Consider the following 13,618-nt stretch of genomic DNA (forward strand, 5'->3'; position numbering starts at 1 on the left):
GAAGCAGCATCCATGACTCGTGTGACCGGCGGCGACCTCGTCGTCCGTATCCTCCAACAGGCCGGTGTCGACCGGATGTTCGGCATCAACGGCGCGCACATCGACTCCGTGTACCAAGCCGCGCTCGACCATCGGCTGCCCATCGTGGACGTGCGGCACGAGATGAACGCGGGCCATGCGGCGGAGGGCTACGCCCGGGTGCGCAATGCCCTCGGGGTCGCGTTGCTCACTGCCGGCGGCGGGTTCACCAACGCGGTGACGTCGATGGCCAACGCACACCTGGACCGCACTCCCGTGCTCTACCTCGCCGCGTCCGGACCGCTCGCCGACGACCAGACCAACACCCTGCAGGCGGGCCTTGACCAGGTGGCCATCGCGACGCCCGTCACCAAGTGGGCGCACCGGGTGACACGTGCGTCGCTGATCCCCCGCATCCTGGCCCGCGCGATCCGCACCGCGCTGTCCGCGCCCCGCGGGCCGGTGCTCGTGGACATCCCCTGGGACGTGCTGACCGAGCAGATCGACCTGCCCGACCTGGCGACGGAACTCCTGAACGGGGCCGATCATGGGCCCGGGCTCTCACAGGCCGGGGCGCAGCAGATCCTCGGGATGCTGTCGGAGGCCCGGCGGCCCGTGATCATCGCCGGATCCGAGGTGCCGAGATCCGGCGCCGACGCCGAGCTACGGGCCTTCGCCGAGCGACTCGGCGTACCCCTGATGTCGGACTACGAGGGCCTTGGCGCGATCACGCTCAGCCCCGTGAACTTCGGTCTGCTGCAGGGGCTGAACGGGCTGCCGTCCGGAGCAGAGCCCGACCTGGTGATCATGGCGGGGCTCCGGTTCGGCCTCACGACTGCGCACGGCTCGGGTGCGCTGATCCCGCGCGGCGCGCGGGTGGTGCAGATCGATCCCTCCGGTGGCGAGCTGGGACTCCTGCAGCCGGTCGCGCTGTCGGTCGCCGCAGATCCGCTGCCCGTGTTCCAGGATCTCAACCGGGAACTCGCGGCCGGGCAGGCCACCGGTCCGGATCTGGCGGGCTGGCGGAACACCCTGCGGGCGCATCTTCAGCGGCGGCGCGAGGCCGTGGCCGCGCAGGTCGTCCACGACGAGCGCATCCACCCGTACGACACGGTACGCGCCATCGCCGCGGCGGTGCCCGAGTCGTCGGTGGTCGTCGCCGACGGCGCGCTCACCTACCTCTGGCTGTCGGAGACGATCTCCGAGACGCCGGTGTCCGCGTTCCTCTGCCACGGCTATCTCGGCTCCATGGGAGTCGGGATGGGAGTAGCGCTGGGAGCACAGGCGGCCGCTCGTGACACGAACGTCGTGCTCGTGACCGGTGACGGGTCCGTCGGCTACAGCCTCGGCGAGTTCGACTCGATGGTGCGCGCCGGGCTCGGAGCGGTCGTCGTCGTGCTCAACAACCGGGCGTGGGGCGCCACTCTGCATGCGCAGGAGATCATTCACGGCAAGGACAGGGTGGTCAACAACCGGCTGGAAAACGGCTCCTACGCCGCCGCCGCGATCGCGCTGGGTGCGGACGGCCACCAGGTCCGCACACTCGACGAACTCGCGCCCACCCTCGCCAAGGCTCTGCAGAGCGGGCGGCCGTCCTGCGTGGAGGTGCACGTGAGTCTCGACCCGATCCCGCCGGAGGAACGGGTGATCATGGGCGGCAGCCCGTTCTGAGCGTGCCCCTGCCACCACGCCCGCAGCGCGGGAAGTGGTGCGACAGCGGCCGGGAGCGGACCACGCTTCCGATACGTCATGGAGCCGGTCGACTGTGCCGGCTCACGATTCATCAGGGACTTGCCATGTTGTTCGACTTCGGCCAACCGACCGACGGCCTCATCCAGCTGGCGTTCGTCGTCGAGGACCTCGACGCGGCGATGGCTCGGTTCAGCGAGAGCTTCCGGGTCGGGCCGTGGACGGTCCTGCGCGACTTCGCGGGCGAGAATCCCCGCTACCGGGGTGAACCCGCCCAGGCACGCGCGCATGTGGCGCTCGGTTTCGGCGGGCACATGCAGTACGAACTCATCCAGCCCGTCGACGACCTGCCGTCCGTGCATCGTGACGTGATCACCCAACGGGGATACGGCTTCCACCATTTCGGCTACGCCACGACCGCCTTCGACGAGGCGGTGGAGGCGATGCACCGGAGAGGGTACGAAACCGTGTTCACGGCCTCCGTCGGGTCGGACTCCCGTGTCGCCTATTTCGACACCCGCGACATCCTTCCCGGCATGACCGAGCTCATCGAAGCGAGCCCGGGCCTCAACGAAGCCTTCACCGACATGTACAGGGAATCCCTCGGCCAGGTCAGTCGGCCCCGGTGAGCCTCCCGTTCATCCGGCTCGCCGAAGTGAACGTGAGCTCTGCGGCGAAGTGACCGAAGACGGTGTCGTCACCGTAGTCGGCCGGCCAGGTCTGACCGACGCCGTCCCCCCGGAGCTGTCCTGGGCGGCCGGCTGCGAGGTGCCGCCGGAACCGTCGGCGGCGGCGAAGGAAGCGGCCGCACCCGCGGCCAGGACGAGGGGCAGCCGGACGGCGGCAAGCGATGTGCGGGACGGCTGCATCGGAATTCGTCCACCCGTAAAGGTGAGTTCGAAGAGGTGGGCCGGCGGCATGAAGGCGCTGCGCGACCACGAGGGCTGAGGCGCGCCCCTGAGGCGAGGGCCGCAGGTTGGCGAGGCGCTCCAAGCGCGAGTTCCGCGGGCGCGCTCGCAAGTAATCCTGAAAGACCGGACCTTGCTCCTGATAAACCGGACCTCTCTAGCATCAATGAGAGGCTCTGGCGGCCACCGGGGAGTCGCCTCCTCTGGCGATGCGCGGGATCGCGGTGTCCCCCACAGGGAGGGGTGCCGGATAACCGCCTGTGCCGTGCGATGACGTGCCGGCCGCAGATCGAGGCGTCTATCGTCCGGTATCCCTTGGCCTGGAAGCCAGCACCCCGGACCGTCTGCCGGATCCGTCGGCCAGTCGGCGGCCCGTTACGGCGCCGATGCGCTGCCTGCCGACCCTACATCGCGACCCTCGGTGGTGGTGACGCACCTCTTCTGAATGTCCCGTGAATTAGGACTAGCGTTTCGACATGAGGGACCGTACGCTTCGCGGAAGTTACGGTCAACCACTCGCCGCGTGACATCGGGGGCATTCCCGGCGCGGCGGTGAGGAGTCACGGCATGAACAGACTGGATGCTGAGACGACCCCCCACGCCGGGGGTGGCGATGCCGATGTGTCGTCCCCGCCAGGGGCCGAACCTCGTACCGCAGCCTCGTCCGCAACCCTGCGAGGCACCTCGCCCGGAGCCCCTCTTCAGGTGCGAGGACTCGCCAAGCGTTTCGGCGGTGTCACGGCTCTCGACGGCGTCGACCTCTCGGTGGCGTCCGGAGAGGCAGTCGCTGTCATCGGTCCCAACGGCGCGGGCAAGAGCACACTGCTCAAACTGATCTCCGGAGTTCACCGCCCGACCGAGGGCGAGGTCTGGCTGGGAAAGCAGCGACTGGACCGGATGCCGGTGCACCGCATCACCCGCACCGGTGTCGCGCTGGCCCACCAGGTCCCGCGGCCCTTCCACGGACTGACCGTCCGGGACAACGTACGCATCGGAGCCATGGCGGGCCGACCGCACCTGCACTCCGACGAGATCGACGAGATCCTCGCTCAGTGCCGACTGGACACCAAGGCGTCCCGTCCCGCTGACTCCCTGCGGGTCCTGGACCTGAAGCGACTGGAGGTGGCGCGGGCCCTGGCCACCCGTCCCCGGTTGCTCATGTTCGACGAGGTCGCGGCGGGGCTCGTCGGCCGCGAGCTGGACGAGGCGATCGACCTGATCCGCCAGGTCCACGCCCAGGGCATCACCGTGCTTCTGGTCGAGCACATCGAGCGGGTGGTACGAGAACTCGTCGACCGTGTCTTGGTCCTCAACTGGGGCCGCCCCATGGCCGAGGGCGCACCCGCCGAGATCGCCGCCAACGAGGAAGTGCGTGCCGTTTACCTCGGCGACGGCGACGAGACGCGGACGCCTGCCGCCCGACGTGCGGCCACCCCCACGGCATCGGATGCCGCTGTTGTACTCGCTCTCGAATCGGTCAGCGCCGGTTACGGCGACATGCTCGCACTGCGGGACTTCTCGGTGCGCGTCCAGGCCGGGCAGATTGTGACCGTGCTGGGTGCCAACGGGGCCGGCAAGTCGACTCTGTGCGCCACGATCATGGGCGCCGTCGAGGCGAGGTCGGGATCCGTGCACGCCCTCGGCCAGGACATCACCGGCATGGCCACCCACCACCGGGCGCGCCTGGGCATCGCCCACTGCCAGGAAGGCCGCCGTATCTTCACCGGCCTCACCGTCGCCGAGAACCTGATGCTCGGTGCCCCGCTGGCACTGGCCAGGGATGAGGTACGCGGTCGTATGGAGCGTGTCCACGCGATCTTCCCGGTGCTGGCCGAACGCGCCGACCAGCCGGCCGGGACCATGTCCGGCGGCCAGCAGCAGATGCTGGCCGTGGGACGGGCCCTCATGGCCGACCCTCAGGTGCTGATCTGCGACGAGATCTCGCTCGGGCTCGCACCGGTGGCCATCGACGCCCTGTACAGGGCGCTGGCCGAGATCAACTCCCAGGGCGTCGCGATCGTGCTGGTGGAGCAGAACGTCAAGCGGGCGCTGGGCATCGCCGACCACGCCGTCGTGCTCTCCCGCGGACGTGTCTCCTACAGCGGCAGCCCCGAGGCCCTGCTCAGCGACCAGGCCCTGGACGCCGCCTACTTCGGCACCGCCGACGACGCATCCGCCGCCGGCTCCTCCCCACCCCCCGTCCCCTCCGCTCCCCATCCGCTCAGCGCATCCGAAGGAGACCTCTCGTGATCAGATCCACCAGCCGCCGCATCCACGCACTCGGCGCGGCCGCACTGCTAGCCGCGACCGCGGGCTGTGCGGGCAACGCCTCGAGCAGCAGCGGCGGCAAGAACGACGACGGCGGCCCCATCGTCATCGGGACCAGCATCTCGCTGTCCGGCACCACCGTCCTCAACCAGATCCGCGACGGCTACCTCCTGGCCGTGCAGAAGGTGAACGCCGAGGGCGGCCTGGAAGTGGGCGGCAAGAAGCGGAAGGTCGAGCTGAAGGTGCTCGACAACCGCACTGACACCAACACCATGGTCCAGCAGGTGCGTTCCCTGGCGCTCACGGACCACGTCGTGGGGCTGCTGGGCTCGTGCTGCCAACAGAACATCGACATGCAGGGCCAGGCCGACGCGCTGAAGGTGCCGCTGGTGATGGGCGCCCTCCCCGTCGAGCTGTTGCCCAAGGGCAAGGGCTACACCTGGGACTCCTTCCAGTCACTCGCCGACGGGGCCAAAGACTTCTACACCGTCGCCACCGGGGCCAAGACCGACAAGAAGACGCTGATCGTCACCAACAATGACGCACAGGGCATATCCACCGGCAAGCTGTGGGGTGCCACCGGCACGAAGGCCGGTTTCACCATCGCCGCCACCAAGGCCGTCCCCACCGGCACCACCGACTTCTCCGACGTCATCAAGGCCGGGAAGTCCTCGCACGCGCAGGTGCTGATCGCAGCCATGGCCCCTCCGGACTGCTTCGCGATGTGGAAGCAGATGAAAGCCCTGGCCTACAAGCCCAAGGTCGCCGTCGGCGTGCAGTGCGCGCAGACGCCCGGCTGGGGCTCCCTCGGCAAGCTCGGCGACGGCACCCTCGTCCAGCTGAACTGGTCCGACACGGCCGGCCTGCCGGAGACGAACCTCATCGTCAGCAAGTACGGCAAGAAGTACACCAACCTCACCGACCTCGGCTCGGTCGCCCTCGGACTGCACGAGGCGACCATCCTCCTGGACGCCATCAAGTCCGCCGGAAGCACCGACGCCGACGCCATCAACAAGGCACTGGCCAAGAGCACCACCGTCTCCGCGCAGGGCCCCGTGAAGTTCGTGGACAACAAGAGCGTGACCCCCACCTTCATCGGTCAATGGGAAGGCGGCGCCATCAAGCAGGTCTGGCCGGCCAAGGGCGGTTCCCCGCTCGCCTCGCTGACCGGGCTCGGCTGAGGCCCGGCATGAGCGCGCCACGACCCGCCACGAGCGTGAACGAACGGAGCACATCGTGACCCTCGACGTCCTGGCCGCCGGTATCCTCTCCGGCGGCCTCTACGCCCTGATCGGACTGGGCATCTCCCTGGTGTTCGGCGTACTGGGCCTGATGAACCTGGCCCACGGCGAACTCGTCATCGCTGGCGCCTACTTGGCATCCCTGCTGGTGGTGGACTCCGGCTGGGACCCGTTGCTGGCCCTGCCCCTCGCCATGGCGGGCGTCGCCCTGATCGCCTATCCCCTCCAGCGGTATCTGCTCACCCCTCTCCTGAGAGGGGACAAGAGCGCCCCGCTGGTGGGCACCTTCGGGCTGTCCCTGCTCGCCCAGGCACTGTTCCAGGGCGTGTTCGGCACCCACCCCAAGAGTCTGCCCGCCTCCTACGCCGACTCGGGCATCTCCGTCCTCGGCCTGCGGATCCAGACGATCTATCTCATTGCCTTCGCGCTGACCACCGTCCTGTGCGCCGCCACCCACCTCGTCCTGACCCGTACGCGTGCCGGAAGCGCGGTCCGGGCGGCCTCGGCAGACCCGGCCACCGCCGCCGTGCTCGGCATCAACGTGTCGACGGTGTACGCCATGACCTTCGCCGGAGCCGCGGCCCTGGCCGCAGCCGGAGGAGTCCTGACCGGCGTCGCCCAGAGCTTCACTCCCACCAGCGGGCTGCCACTGCTGCTGACCGGCATGGCCGTGATGGCCCTGGCCGGCATCGGCAGCGTCGGCGGGGTCCTCCTCGCCGGCATCGCTCTCGGCGTCCTGCAGTCGGCCAGTGTCCAGCTGTTCGGCGGCGGCATGCGCGACGTCGTCGTCTACCTCGCCTTCTTCCTCGTCCTCGCCGTACGCCCCCAGGGCCTGTTCCGAAAGGCGGCCACCGGATGAAAACCCCGTCCGTCCCAACAGGGGCATCGAAGGCCCTGTGGCCCGCGGCCTCCCTCGCGGCCCTCACCGTCGCCGCTTTTGCGCTCGCCCCGGCGCTCTCCCTGGGACAGCTGGACCTGAGCGTCACCCTGCTGACGTATCTGACCATCGCCCAGGCCTGGAACGTCCTCGCCGGCTTCAGCGGCCAGATCTCCCTCGGCGCCGCCGCGTTCATGGCGACCGGCGGCTACACCACCGCCCTGACCCTGGTCCACACCGGCCTGCCCTGGCCCGTCGCTTTCCTCGGCGCGGGCGTCGGCGCGGCACTGCTCGCCCTGCTGCTCGCCGTACCGCTGCTGCGGCTGCGCGGCGACTACTTCGCCGTGGGCACCCTGGCCGTCTCCATCGCCATCCAGGCCCTGCTCAGCAACTGGAACTGGGCCGGCGGTGCCAGCGGCCTCACTCTCCCCACGGAGCGGATCCCCAGCGGCGGCAACCTGTACCAGATCGCGGTCCTCGTCGCCGCCCTGGCCATGGCGCTCACGCTCTACGTCCGGCACAGCGCCTTCGGACTGCGGCTCACCGCCGTACGCGACAACGAGCCGGCCGCTGCGGGCCTCGGTGTGTCCGTCTACTGGCACCGGCTCGCCGCACTGGTCCCCACCAGCGCGCTCACGGGGCTGGCCGGAGCAGTGATCGCCTTCCAGTTTGTCGTCATCTCCCCAGACGGCGTGGCCAGCGTCAACTGGAGCCTGAACGCCGTCCTGATGTCCGTGGTCGGCGGCGCGGGCACCGTGCTCGGACCTGTCGTCGGCGTGGGTGTCGTCTACTACGGGCTGACCCGTCTGCTCCAGGACCAGCAGACGCTGTCCCTGGTCATCGAAGGTCTCCTGCTGGTCCTGATCGTGCGGTTCGCCCCGCAAGGAGTCTGGCCCCTCGTCTGCCGCGCGGTACGGTTCCCGGCCGCCCGTCGGCGGGTCTCGCCGGCCACTGCGGAGACCGGCTCTGACAGCAGCCCCCAGAGGGTGTGTCAACCTTAACGGCTCTGGCCCGTAGTCGATGGTAACGCGGAGTAGCCGTCAGGGCAGGAGGATGCGGTGGCGGAGGAGGTGGAATCCGGCGCGTCCGTGCATCTGTCGCATGATCCTCTTGGTGCGGGTGTTGACGCCTTCTGTGCGGCCGTTGTGGTAGGGCAGGGTGAGGCCGGCGTTCACGGCGGCCCGGTCGATTCGAGACCATTGGTGAAGCTGCGCACGTGAGGCAGGCCGATGGCCCGGGCGGTCGTGATCCATCCGATGAGTTTCACGTCGTTGCCCTCGGCTGGTTTCAGCAGGGTGGCGAAGCCGCGTACGAGATCGGCGAGTGCGGTCATCTCCGGGCAGGCCGCAGAGATCTTCTCCAGCAGGGCCGTTTCCTTCGGGCGCAGGTTTTCGGGATCGGTGAGCAGGAGGCGGCTGGCGTGACGTGGGGTGGTGACGGGCGGTCGCCTTCGGCGCGGCCCTGGTTGACGTAGCGGACCAGCAGATTGGCGCTGCCGGTGTAGCCCAACTCCCGGATTTCTTCAAGGAGGTGGGTGACCGGGACGGCGGGATCTTTGGCACGGCGCCGGCGCAGGTGCTCGCGGTAGGGGTCGACGAGGGTGGGCCGGTAGGCGGGGCGATGCGCAGGGCCTGGGGTTCGGGCATGCGGGCGTAGCGTTTGACGGTTTTCAGGGCCAGGTTGAGGCGGCGGGAGCAGTCGAGCAGGCCGACGCCCTGGCCGAGGAGATCGGCGCAGACTGGCTTCCTCGGGGAGCCAGCTACAGATCCGCAATCCAGCGGTGCCCCGGGTGTACGCGGTCGAGTAGCTCGGCCAGGGTCTCGCGCTGAGCCGGGGACATGTGTGGGACGGTCGCGTTGAAGTCTGATTGATCTTTGCGACGGGCGTGCTTTGCCTTGAACAGCAGGACCAGTTCGGGCGCCAGATACGGGATGCCGTCTCGGGTGCGGTGGATGACGTCGCTGTAGGGAAGCCGGATCCTCTCATCTCGTCGGCAGATCCAGGTGTCGCCGTCGTGCGGTTCGCGGAACACGTCGAGCAGGTAGTTGCCGGTGGCCGGATCGCGGAGCCAAGTCTGATGTACGGCGCCAGCACCTCCGGTATGGCGTCCTCCCAGATCCGGCCACTGCCTACCGCGTCGAAGACGTATCCGGGGAAGCGGTAGCGGACCTCAGGAAAGCGCGCGGCCGGAATCGCGATCTCGATGTCCCCATGAGCGCGCGTTTGCCTGCCACGGAAGAGGTCCAGCGCCCAGCCCGCGGCCACGTACCAGGGCGTGCCGATCCCGGCCAACTGCTGCGCAACCTCACTCGGGGTCCAGCAAGACGACCACTTGACGTGGAGGGCGTCGATCTCGCCGGGTGACAGTTCAATCCCGCCGCTGGGCAGTTGCTCGCTCACCGCAGGAATCTATCAGCGGTCTCCAAGGGAGCCCCAGGCCAAGATCGATAAAACAGGCCAGCGGCACCCGGAGCCGGACATGGTGCATGCTCTAACCCGTCCGCGATATCGCCGAGATCACCGGCCAACACGCGAGTTCCCCTCCACGCAGGGCCGAGATTCTGCGAACCGGTGCGCTTCCGCCTTCGACTTGTTGCGCCTGGCGGGCACCGACACGACCAGATGGCCGTACGCGGGCGCCAGGGCGGCTGCTCCGGAACTCTTCGAACGGCACCCCGATGCGGCTCGAGGGGCACTTGGTTCCGGCACGGACACCGCTCCTGAACAAGATCAGCGAGTTGCAGACGGAAATCGGTCAGCTGCAGGAGGCCGTCGTCTCCCACACCGTGGTGGACCAAGCGATCGGTGTGGTCATCACCCTCGGTGGCCTGCGTCCCGAGCAGGGCTTCCAACTGCTACGAGAGGTCTCACAGCACACCAATACAAAACTGCGGCAGGTCTCCGAACTGATCGTGGAGTGGGTACGCAGCGAACAGCTGCCCGATGAGATCCGCACCTCCCTGGACAAGGCACTGGCCACCGCACGGTCCATCTGAACGCAGCACAGCTCTGCCGCCCGCGTTCCGAGCCGGACGGCAGGGCGGGCGGACGGTTGAATGCCAGCTCACTTCCGAACCCGCACGCGACGCGACCTCCGCTCAACGCGTCCCCGAACCCATCTGACCAAAACGTCGCACGCCAGACTTACCGGCGGTCGCTGATGACGCACGCTCCGGAGCACTCGCCGGCGTGCTCGCAAGGGCCCCACGATCACGGAGTCTCCCCCGAGTCGCGCGAACGGTTGCGTGGTTGCCGTGTGCAGCGGATCGGACGCCTCCTGCGCGGCCGGCAGCCGCCCGGCCGACAACAGGAGCGGGCCGGCGCCGCGAAGCACCCGGGACAGCGGGCCCGTCGCCGTCTCCGGCACCGGCGGCAACGGTCCCGTCAGGCCGGTCAGGGCCGCGTCGGGGTCAAACAGACCCGCTCGGCGGCGCCGTCCTCGTCCACCAGACCGGCCGCGGACCAGTCGGCCAGTCCCGGCACCAGCACGCGGCACACCCGTCTGAGCCCCTCGACCGCGTCCAGCGTGCTCGACAGCGCCGCCGCGCTCCGGGTGGCGAACGCCAGCTGGTCGAGCGCCGCTCGCAGCGCCGCGTCCGCGTCATCCTCGTCCATGGCGACCACCTGCCCGCCTGGTGGCCCCGCGGCCGCTTCCGCCCTGGGAAACCAGCTTGCCGAACGACGGTTCGTGGGGCCTGTGCCCGCGCCGCCGCTCATGCCGCGTCGCGCCAGGCGGCGATACCGGTCACCGTGACCGCGACGGTGACCGGCTCCGCGGCACCGTGGGTGGCGAGGTGGGTGACGAGGGCGGCTGTCACCCGGTCGTGGACGATTCGGGCGATGTCCAGCGCCCGCCGACCCTCCGTCAGGACGCAGCGCACCTCGATGTGCCATCCCGACCCGTCCGGCGCCCGGTCGGCGCGTATGCCGGCCTCGGGTGGCGTGGTGTCCGCCCGGGTGGGCGCGGCGGCTGCCGCGAGGCGCCGGACGAGGCGGGGTTGCAGGGCGGCCACGCCAGGAACCGCGAGGGCTGCCTCGGCCGCGACGCCGAGGAGCGCGGTGGTGCCGGTGGCGGTCATCATGCGCCACCGCCCGTCGGGAGGCGGGGACCTGGGGTCGGCCCCGGTTCCAGAACGTCGGCCACGGTGATGTCGACGGCTGTCACCGTAAGCCCCAGGTCCTGTCCGGCCGAGTGGAGGACCGTTCGGCGTACCTGGTGGACCCGGTCGGGCAGCGGGCGGTCGAGGGCGGCGGCCAGGGTCATGGTCACCCGCACGTCGGTGCCGTTGCCCTCGGGTACGAGCCGGCAGCAGGTCGCGGCCCTGGCACCGGGGACCGTGTCCGCGGCCTGCCTCAGCACCTTCGCCGCGGCGCTCTCGGCGATCCGCAGGTCGCGGTCGGGGTCGGCCAGGGGCCAGGAGGGACCGGCTGTGCCGCTGGACGAGAACGGCGAAGGAGTCCTCGTCCCCCTCGGCCGCCCGTACGGCCAGCAGGCGGTCGGGCAGGTCGCATCCCAGTCGTGGGGAAGCAGTGCGTTCGATCATGGCGCTCCCACGCAGGCTCGGAACAAGCGTGTACCCCTGAACCGAGCTGTGATGCATGTCACACATCGGGCATGTGAGGAACACGCCGCCCGGTATGTCCAACCTTTGACGGGCACCATTCCGGTGTCCGGCCGACCGATCGAGGCGGCCGCCATGACGGACAACATCACCAGCGTCGGCGGGGGCAGCCGGCCCGAAGCGGACGTGAGCGCGCTCAAGGGCCGCACCGGGGCCGGGGCTCCGGCCGAGACACGGGGCAGGACCACCATCGCGGACGGTGTGGTGGCCAAGATCGCGGGCATGGCCGCCCGCGAGGTACCGGGCATCCACAGCCTGGGCGCGGGGATGGCCCGCGCCTTCGGCGCCATGCGCGAACGCGTCCCCGGCGCAGGCGCAGGCGGAGGCGGAGGCGGAGCGGTCACCCGCGGCGTCAAGGTCGAGGTCGGGGAACGGCAGGCCGCGGTGGACCTGGACGTCGTCGTCGAGTACGGCGTCTCCATCGTCGACGTCGCGGGCGGCGTACGCACCAATGTCATCAGCGCCGTGGAGCGGATGACGGGCCTGGAGGTCGTCGAGGTGAACATCGCCGTCGACGACGTCCACCTGCCCGACGACGACGAGGAACAGACCGAACCGAACGAGGGCCGCGTGAGATGACCGCTGCCGGGAGCACCGCCGTGTCCTCGGGCCCGAGCGGATGATCACGGCGAGAGGGACGCTCGCGAGACGGGTGAGTGCGAGATGAACACAGCAACGACGGGACTCGCGGCCGGCATGGCCCTCGGCTTCGCCGGCTACTTCGGCGGCTTCTGGGCCTTTCTGCTGGTGCTGGTCCTCGGTGCGGCGGGGCTGATCGTCGGCCTCGTCGTACAGGGCGACCTGGACCTCCGGACACGGAGGCAGCGGTGAAGACCCGGCCCGGTTCCCCCGGCGAGGGGTCGGGCCCGCCGGCGCCGGCCGCCGGGCTGCCGCCCCCGGCCGAGCGGGGCGCCACCGTCATCCCCGACAGGGTGGTCGCCCGTATCGCCGCCCAGGCCGCACGCACGGCCCAGTCCCGGCGCGCCGCCGTACCACCCGACCGCGGCGGACCGGCGGCACCCCACGCCTCCGCCGCCGTCCGCACCGGATCGGTGCGCCTGCATCTGACCATGGACCTGCCCTACCCCACCGACATCCCCCGTGTCTGCGAGCGGATCCAGCGGGACGTCGCCGAACGGGTCGCCCAGCTGACCGGGCTGCGAGTGGGAGAGGTCCTCCTCACCGTCCGGCGGCTGGTGACCGCCGCCGACTCGAGCCGGGGGCGGGTCCGGTGAGCGGCCGGGCGGCCCGGGTCACCGGGCACGCCGTGCAGGAAGGGCGATCGCGATGACATCCGGTCCACGTCCCCCGGGCCGCGGCTCCGAGTCGACCACGCACCCTGCCGCGGTGCCCCTGGCGAAGGAGCCCGACCCTCCCGAACGCGACGTGTCCACCTCCGACCTCACAGCCGGTGAGCGCGAAGGAGGACACCGAACACATCGCAAGTGGTCCGCGCGCCGCGTCACGGCGGCGATGGTCGCCGCGGTGATCCTCGTGGCCGCGGTCGCGGCGCTCGTCGACGTCGTCGCCGTACGGGTGGGACGTCCGGCGGCGGCCTGGCGGCGGCACCTGGCCGACGAACTGGCGACCCGCCCGGTGGACGACGTGTGGATGCTGACGGGGGCCGCCGTGGCCGCCGCCGTCGGCGTCTGGCTGATCGTCCTGGCCCTCACCCCCGGTCAGCGACGCTGGCTGCCCCTGCGCTCACCCGCCGGCTGCCCGCGATTGCGGGCCTTCGTGGACCGCAAACAGCGCCGCCGTCCTGCTGCGCGACGCCGCCATGCGGGTCCCCGGAGTCGGCGCGGCGCACGTCATGGTGGGCCGCCACCGCATCAAAGCCCGCGCGGACGTCCGCTTCCGAGACCCCCGACAGGTGAAGGACGACCTCACCGCCGTCCTCGACGAGGAGCGCGACCGGCTCGCCCTCGCCCGTCCTCCCCGCATCGCCGTACGGACGCGGCGACGCACCCGCTGACACAAACCCGGAGCACCGGA

Annotated in this window: 14 protein-coding genes and 2 pseudogenes; 11 read left to right on the top strand and 5 right to left on the bottom strand. The window is 70.2% G+C overall.

Annotation, left to right across the window (positions count from 1 at the left end; translation table 11 throughout):
• Positions 1-12 precede the first annotated feature (12 nt).
• The 6 genes from AQJ58_RS07185 (at position 13) to AQJ58_RS07210 (ending at position 8,002) form a co-directional block, all read left to right on the top strand.
• On the top strand, positions 13-1,689 hold the full coding sequence (locus AQJ58_RS07185) for a thiamine pyrophosphate-binding protein (protein ID WP_055543001.1): 1,677 nt from the start codon (positions 13-15) through the stop codon (positions 1,687-1,689).
• A 125-nt stretch (positions 1,690-1,814) separates the two neighbouring features.
• Positions 1,815-2,336 carry a VOC family protein gene (locus tag AQJ58_RS07190; protein WP_067246258.1) on the top strand — a complete coding sequence of 174 codons (522 nt, stop codon included), beginning with the start codon at positions 1,815-1,817 and terminating at the stop codon, positions 2,334-2,336.
• A 984-nt stretch (positions 2,337-3,320) separates the two neighbouring features.
• Complete coding sequence (locus tag AQJ58_RS07195; RefSeq protein WP_067246261.1) at positions 3,321-4,865, top strand: ATP-binding cassette domain-containing protein; 1,545 nt, start codon at positions 3,321-3,323, stop codon at positions 4,863-4,865.
• Entirely contained in the window at positions 4,862-6,064 is a 1,203-nt protein-coding gene (locus AQJ58_RS07200) for an ABC transporter substrate-binding protein (protein WP_067246264.1), read from the top strand. The genes AQJ58_RS07195 and AQJ58_RS07200 overlap by 4 nt, the downstream gene beginning before the upstream one ends.
• Positions 6,065-6,119: 55 nt before the next feature.
• Positions 6,120-6,983, top strand: coding sequence for a branched-chain amino acid ABC transporter permease (locus AQJ58_RS07205; RefSeq protein ID WP_055542293.1), 864 nt, complete (start codon positions 6,120-6,122; stop codon positions 6,981-6,983).
• Positions 6,980-8,002: a branched-chain amino acid ABC transporter permease gene (locus AQJ58_RS07210; RefSeq protein ID WP_055542292.1), complete on the top strand. Its 1,023-nt coding sequence runs from the start codon at positions 6,980-6,982 to the stop codon at positions 8,000-8,002. Before AQJ58_RS07205 ends, AQJ58_RS07210 begins: the two co-directional genes overlap by 4 nt.
• Positions 8,003-8,041: 39 nt before the next feature.
• Here the strand turns inward: AQJ58_RS07210 and AQJ58_RS07220 are convergent.
• Both AQJ58_RS07220 and AQJ58_RS40485 read right to left on the bottom strand, forming a co-directional pair.
• A pseudogene (locus AQJ58_RS07220) lies at positions 8,042-8,731 on the bottom strand (transposase); the annotation flags it as partial.
• A gap of 29 nt (positions 8,732-8,760) precedes the next feature.
• A pseudogene (locus tag AQJ58_RS40485) lies at positions 8,761-9,401 on the bottom strand (nucleotidyltransferase domain-containing protein).
• 338 nt (positions 9,402-9,739) lie between these two features.
• On the opposite strand from AQJ58_RS40485, the gene AQJ58_RS07230 reads away from it, so the two are divergent.
• Complete coding sequence (locus AQJ58_RS07230) at positions 9,740-9,997, top strand: ANTAR domain-containing protein (protein ID WP_324613739.1); 258 nt, start codon at positions 9,740-9,742, stop codon at positions 9,995-9,997.
• Between the two features lie 397 nt (positions 9,998-10,394).
• Here the strand turns inward: AQJ58_RS07230 and AQJ58_RS07235 are convergent, their stop codons facing one another.
• The 3 genes from AQJ58_RS07235 to AQJ58_RS07245 all read right to left on the bottom strand — a co-directional run bounded on the left by AQJ58_RS07235 (position 10,395) and on the right by AQJ58_RS07245 (position 11,361).
• Positions 10,395-10,616 (bottom strand): hypothetical protein, encoded by a 222-nt coding sequence (locus tag AQJ58_RS07235; RefSeq protein ID WP_158926425.1) that lies wholly within the window; start codon positions 10,614-10,616, stop codon positions 10,395-10,397.
• 98 nt (positions 10,617-10,714) lie between these two features.
• Complete coding sequence (locus AQJ58_RS07240; RefSeq protein ID WP_234360010.1) at positions 10,715-11,083, bottom strand: hypothetical protein; 369 nt, start codon at positions 11,081-11,083, stop codon at positions 10,715-10,717.
• A complete protein-coding gene (locus AQJ58_RS07245; protein ID WP_234360017.1) occupies positions 11,080-11,361 on the bottom strand; it encodes a hypothetical protein in 282 nt (93 codons plus the stop codon). Before AQJ58_RS07245 ends, AQJ58_RS07240 begins: the two co-directional genes overlap by 4 nt.
• A gap of 337 nt (positions 11,362-11,698) precedes the next feature.
• Between AQJ58_RS07245 and AQJ58_RS07250 the strand changes: the two genes are divergently transcribed.
• From AQJ58_RS07250 to AQJ58_RS44260, 4 genes are all read left to right on the top strand, one after another.
• The gene (locus AQJ58_RS07250; RefSeq protein ID WP_067247666.1) at positions 11,699-12,202 is read left to right on the top strand and encodes an Asp23/Gls24 family envelope stress response protein; all 504 of its coding nucleotides are present in this window, start codon (positions 11,699-11,701) and stop codon (positions 12,200-12,202) included.
• A gap of 84 nt (positions 12,203-12,286) precedes the next feature.
• The gene (locus AQJ58_RS43765) at positions 12,287-12,454 is read left to right on the top strand and encodes a hypothetical protein (RefSeq protein WP_030645371.1); all 168 of its coding nucleotides are present in this window, start codon (positions 12,287-12,289) and stop codon (positions 12,452-12,454) included.
• The gene (locus tag AQJ58_RS07255; protein ID WP_067246275.1) at positions 12,451-12,858 is read left to right on the top strand and encodes an Asp23/Gls24 family envelope stress response protein; all 408 of its coding nucleotides are present in this window, start codon (positions 12,451-12,453) and stop codon (positions 12,856-12,858) included. Before AQJ58_RS43765 ends, AQJ58_RS07255 begins: the two co-directional genes overlap by 4 nt.
• A 545-nt stretch (positions 12,859-13,403) precedes the next feature.
• Positions 13,404-13,598 carry a DUF6286 domain-containing protein gene (locus AQJ58_RS44260; RefSeq protein WP_234359979.1) on the top strand — a complete coding sequence of 65 codons (195 nt, stop codon included), beginning with the start codon at positions 13,404-13,406 and terminating at the stop codon, positions 13,596-13,598.
• The last annotated feature ends 20 nt before the right edge of the window (positions 13,599-13,618 follow it).

The organism is Streptomyces sp. DSM 15324, from assembly GCF_001514285.1.
Classification (GTDB): domain Bacteria; phylum Actinomycetota; class Actinomycetes; order Streptomycetales; family Streptomycetaceae; genus Streptomyces.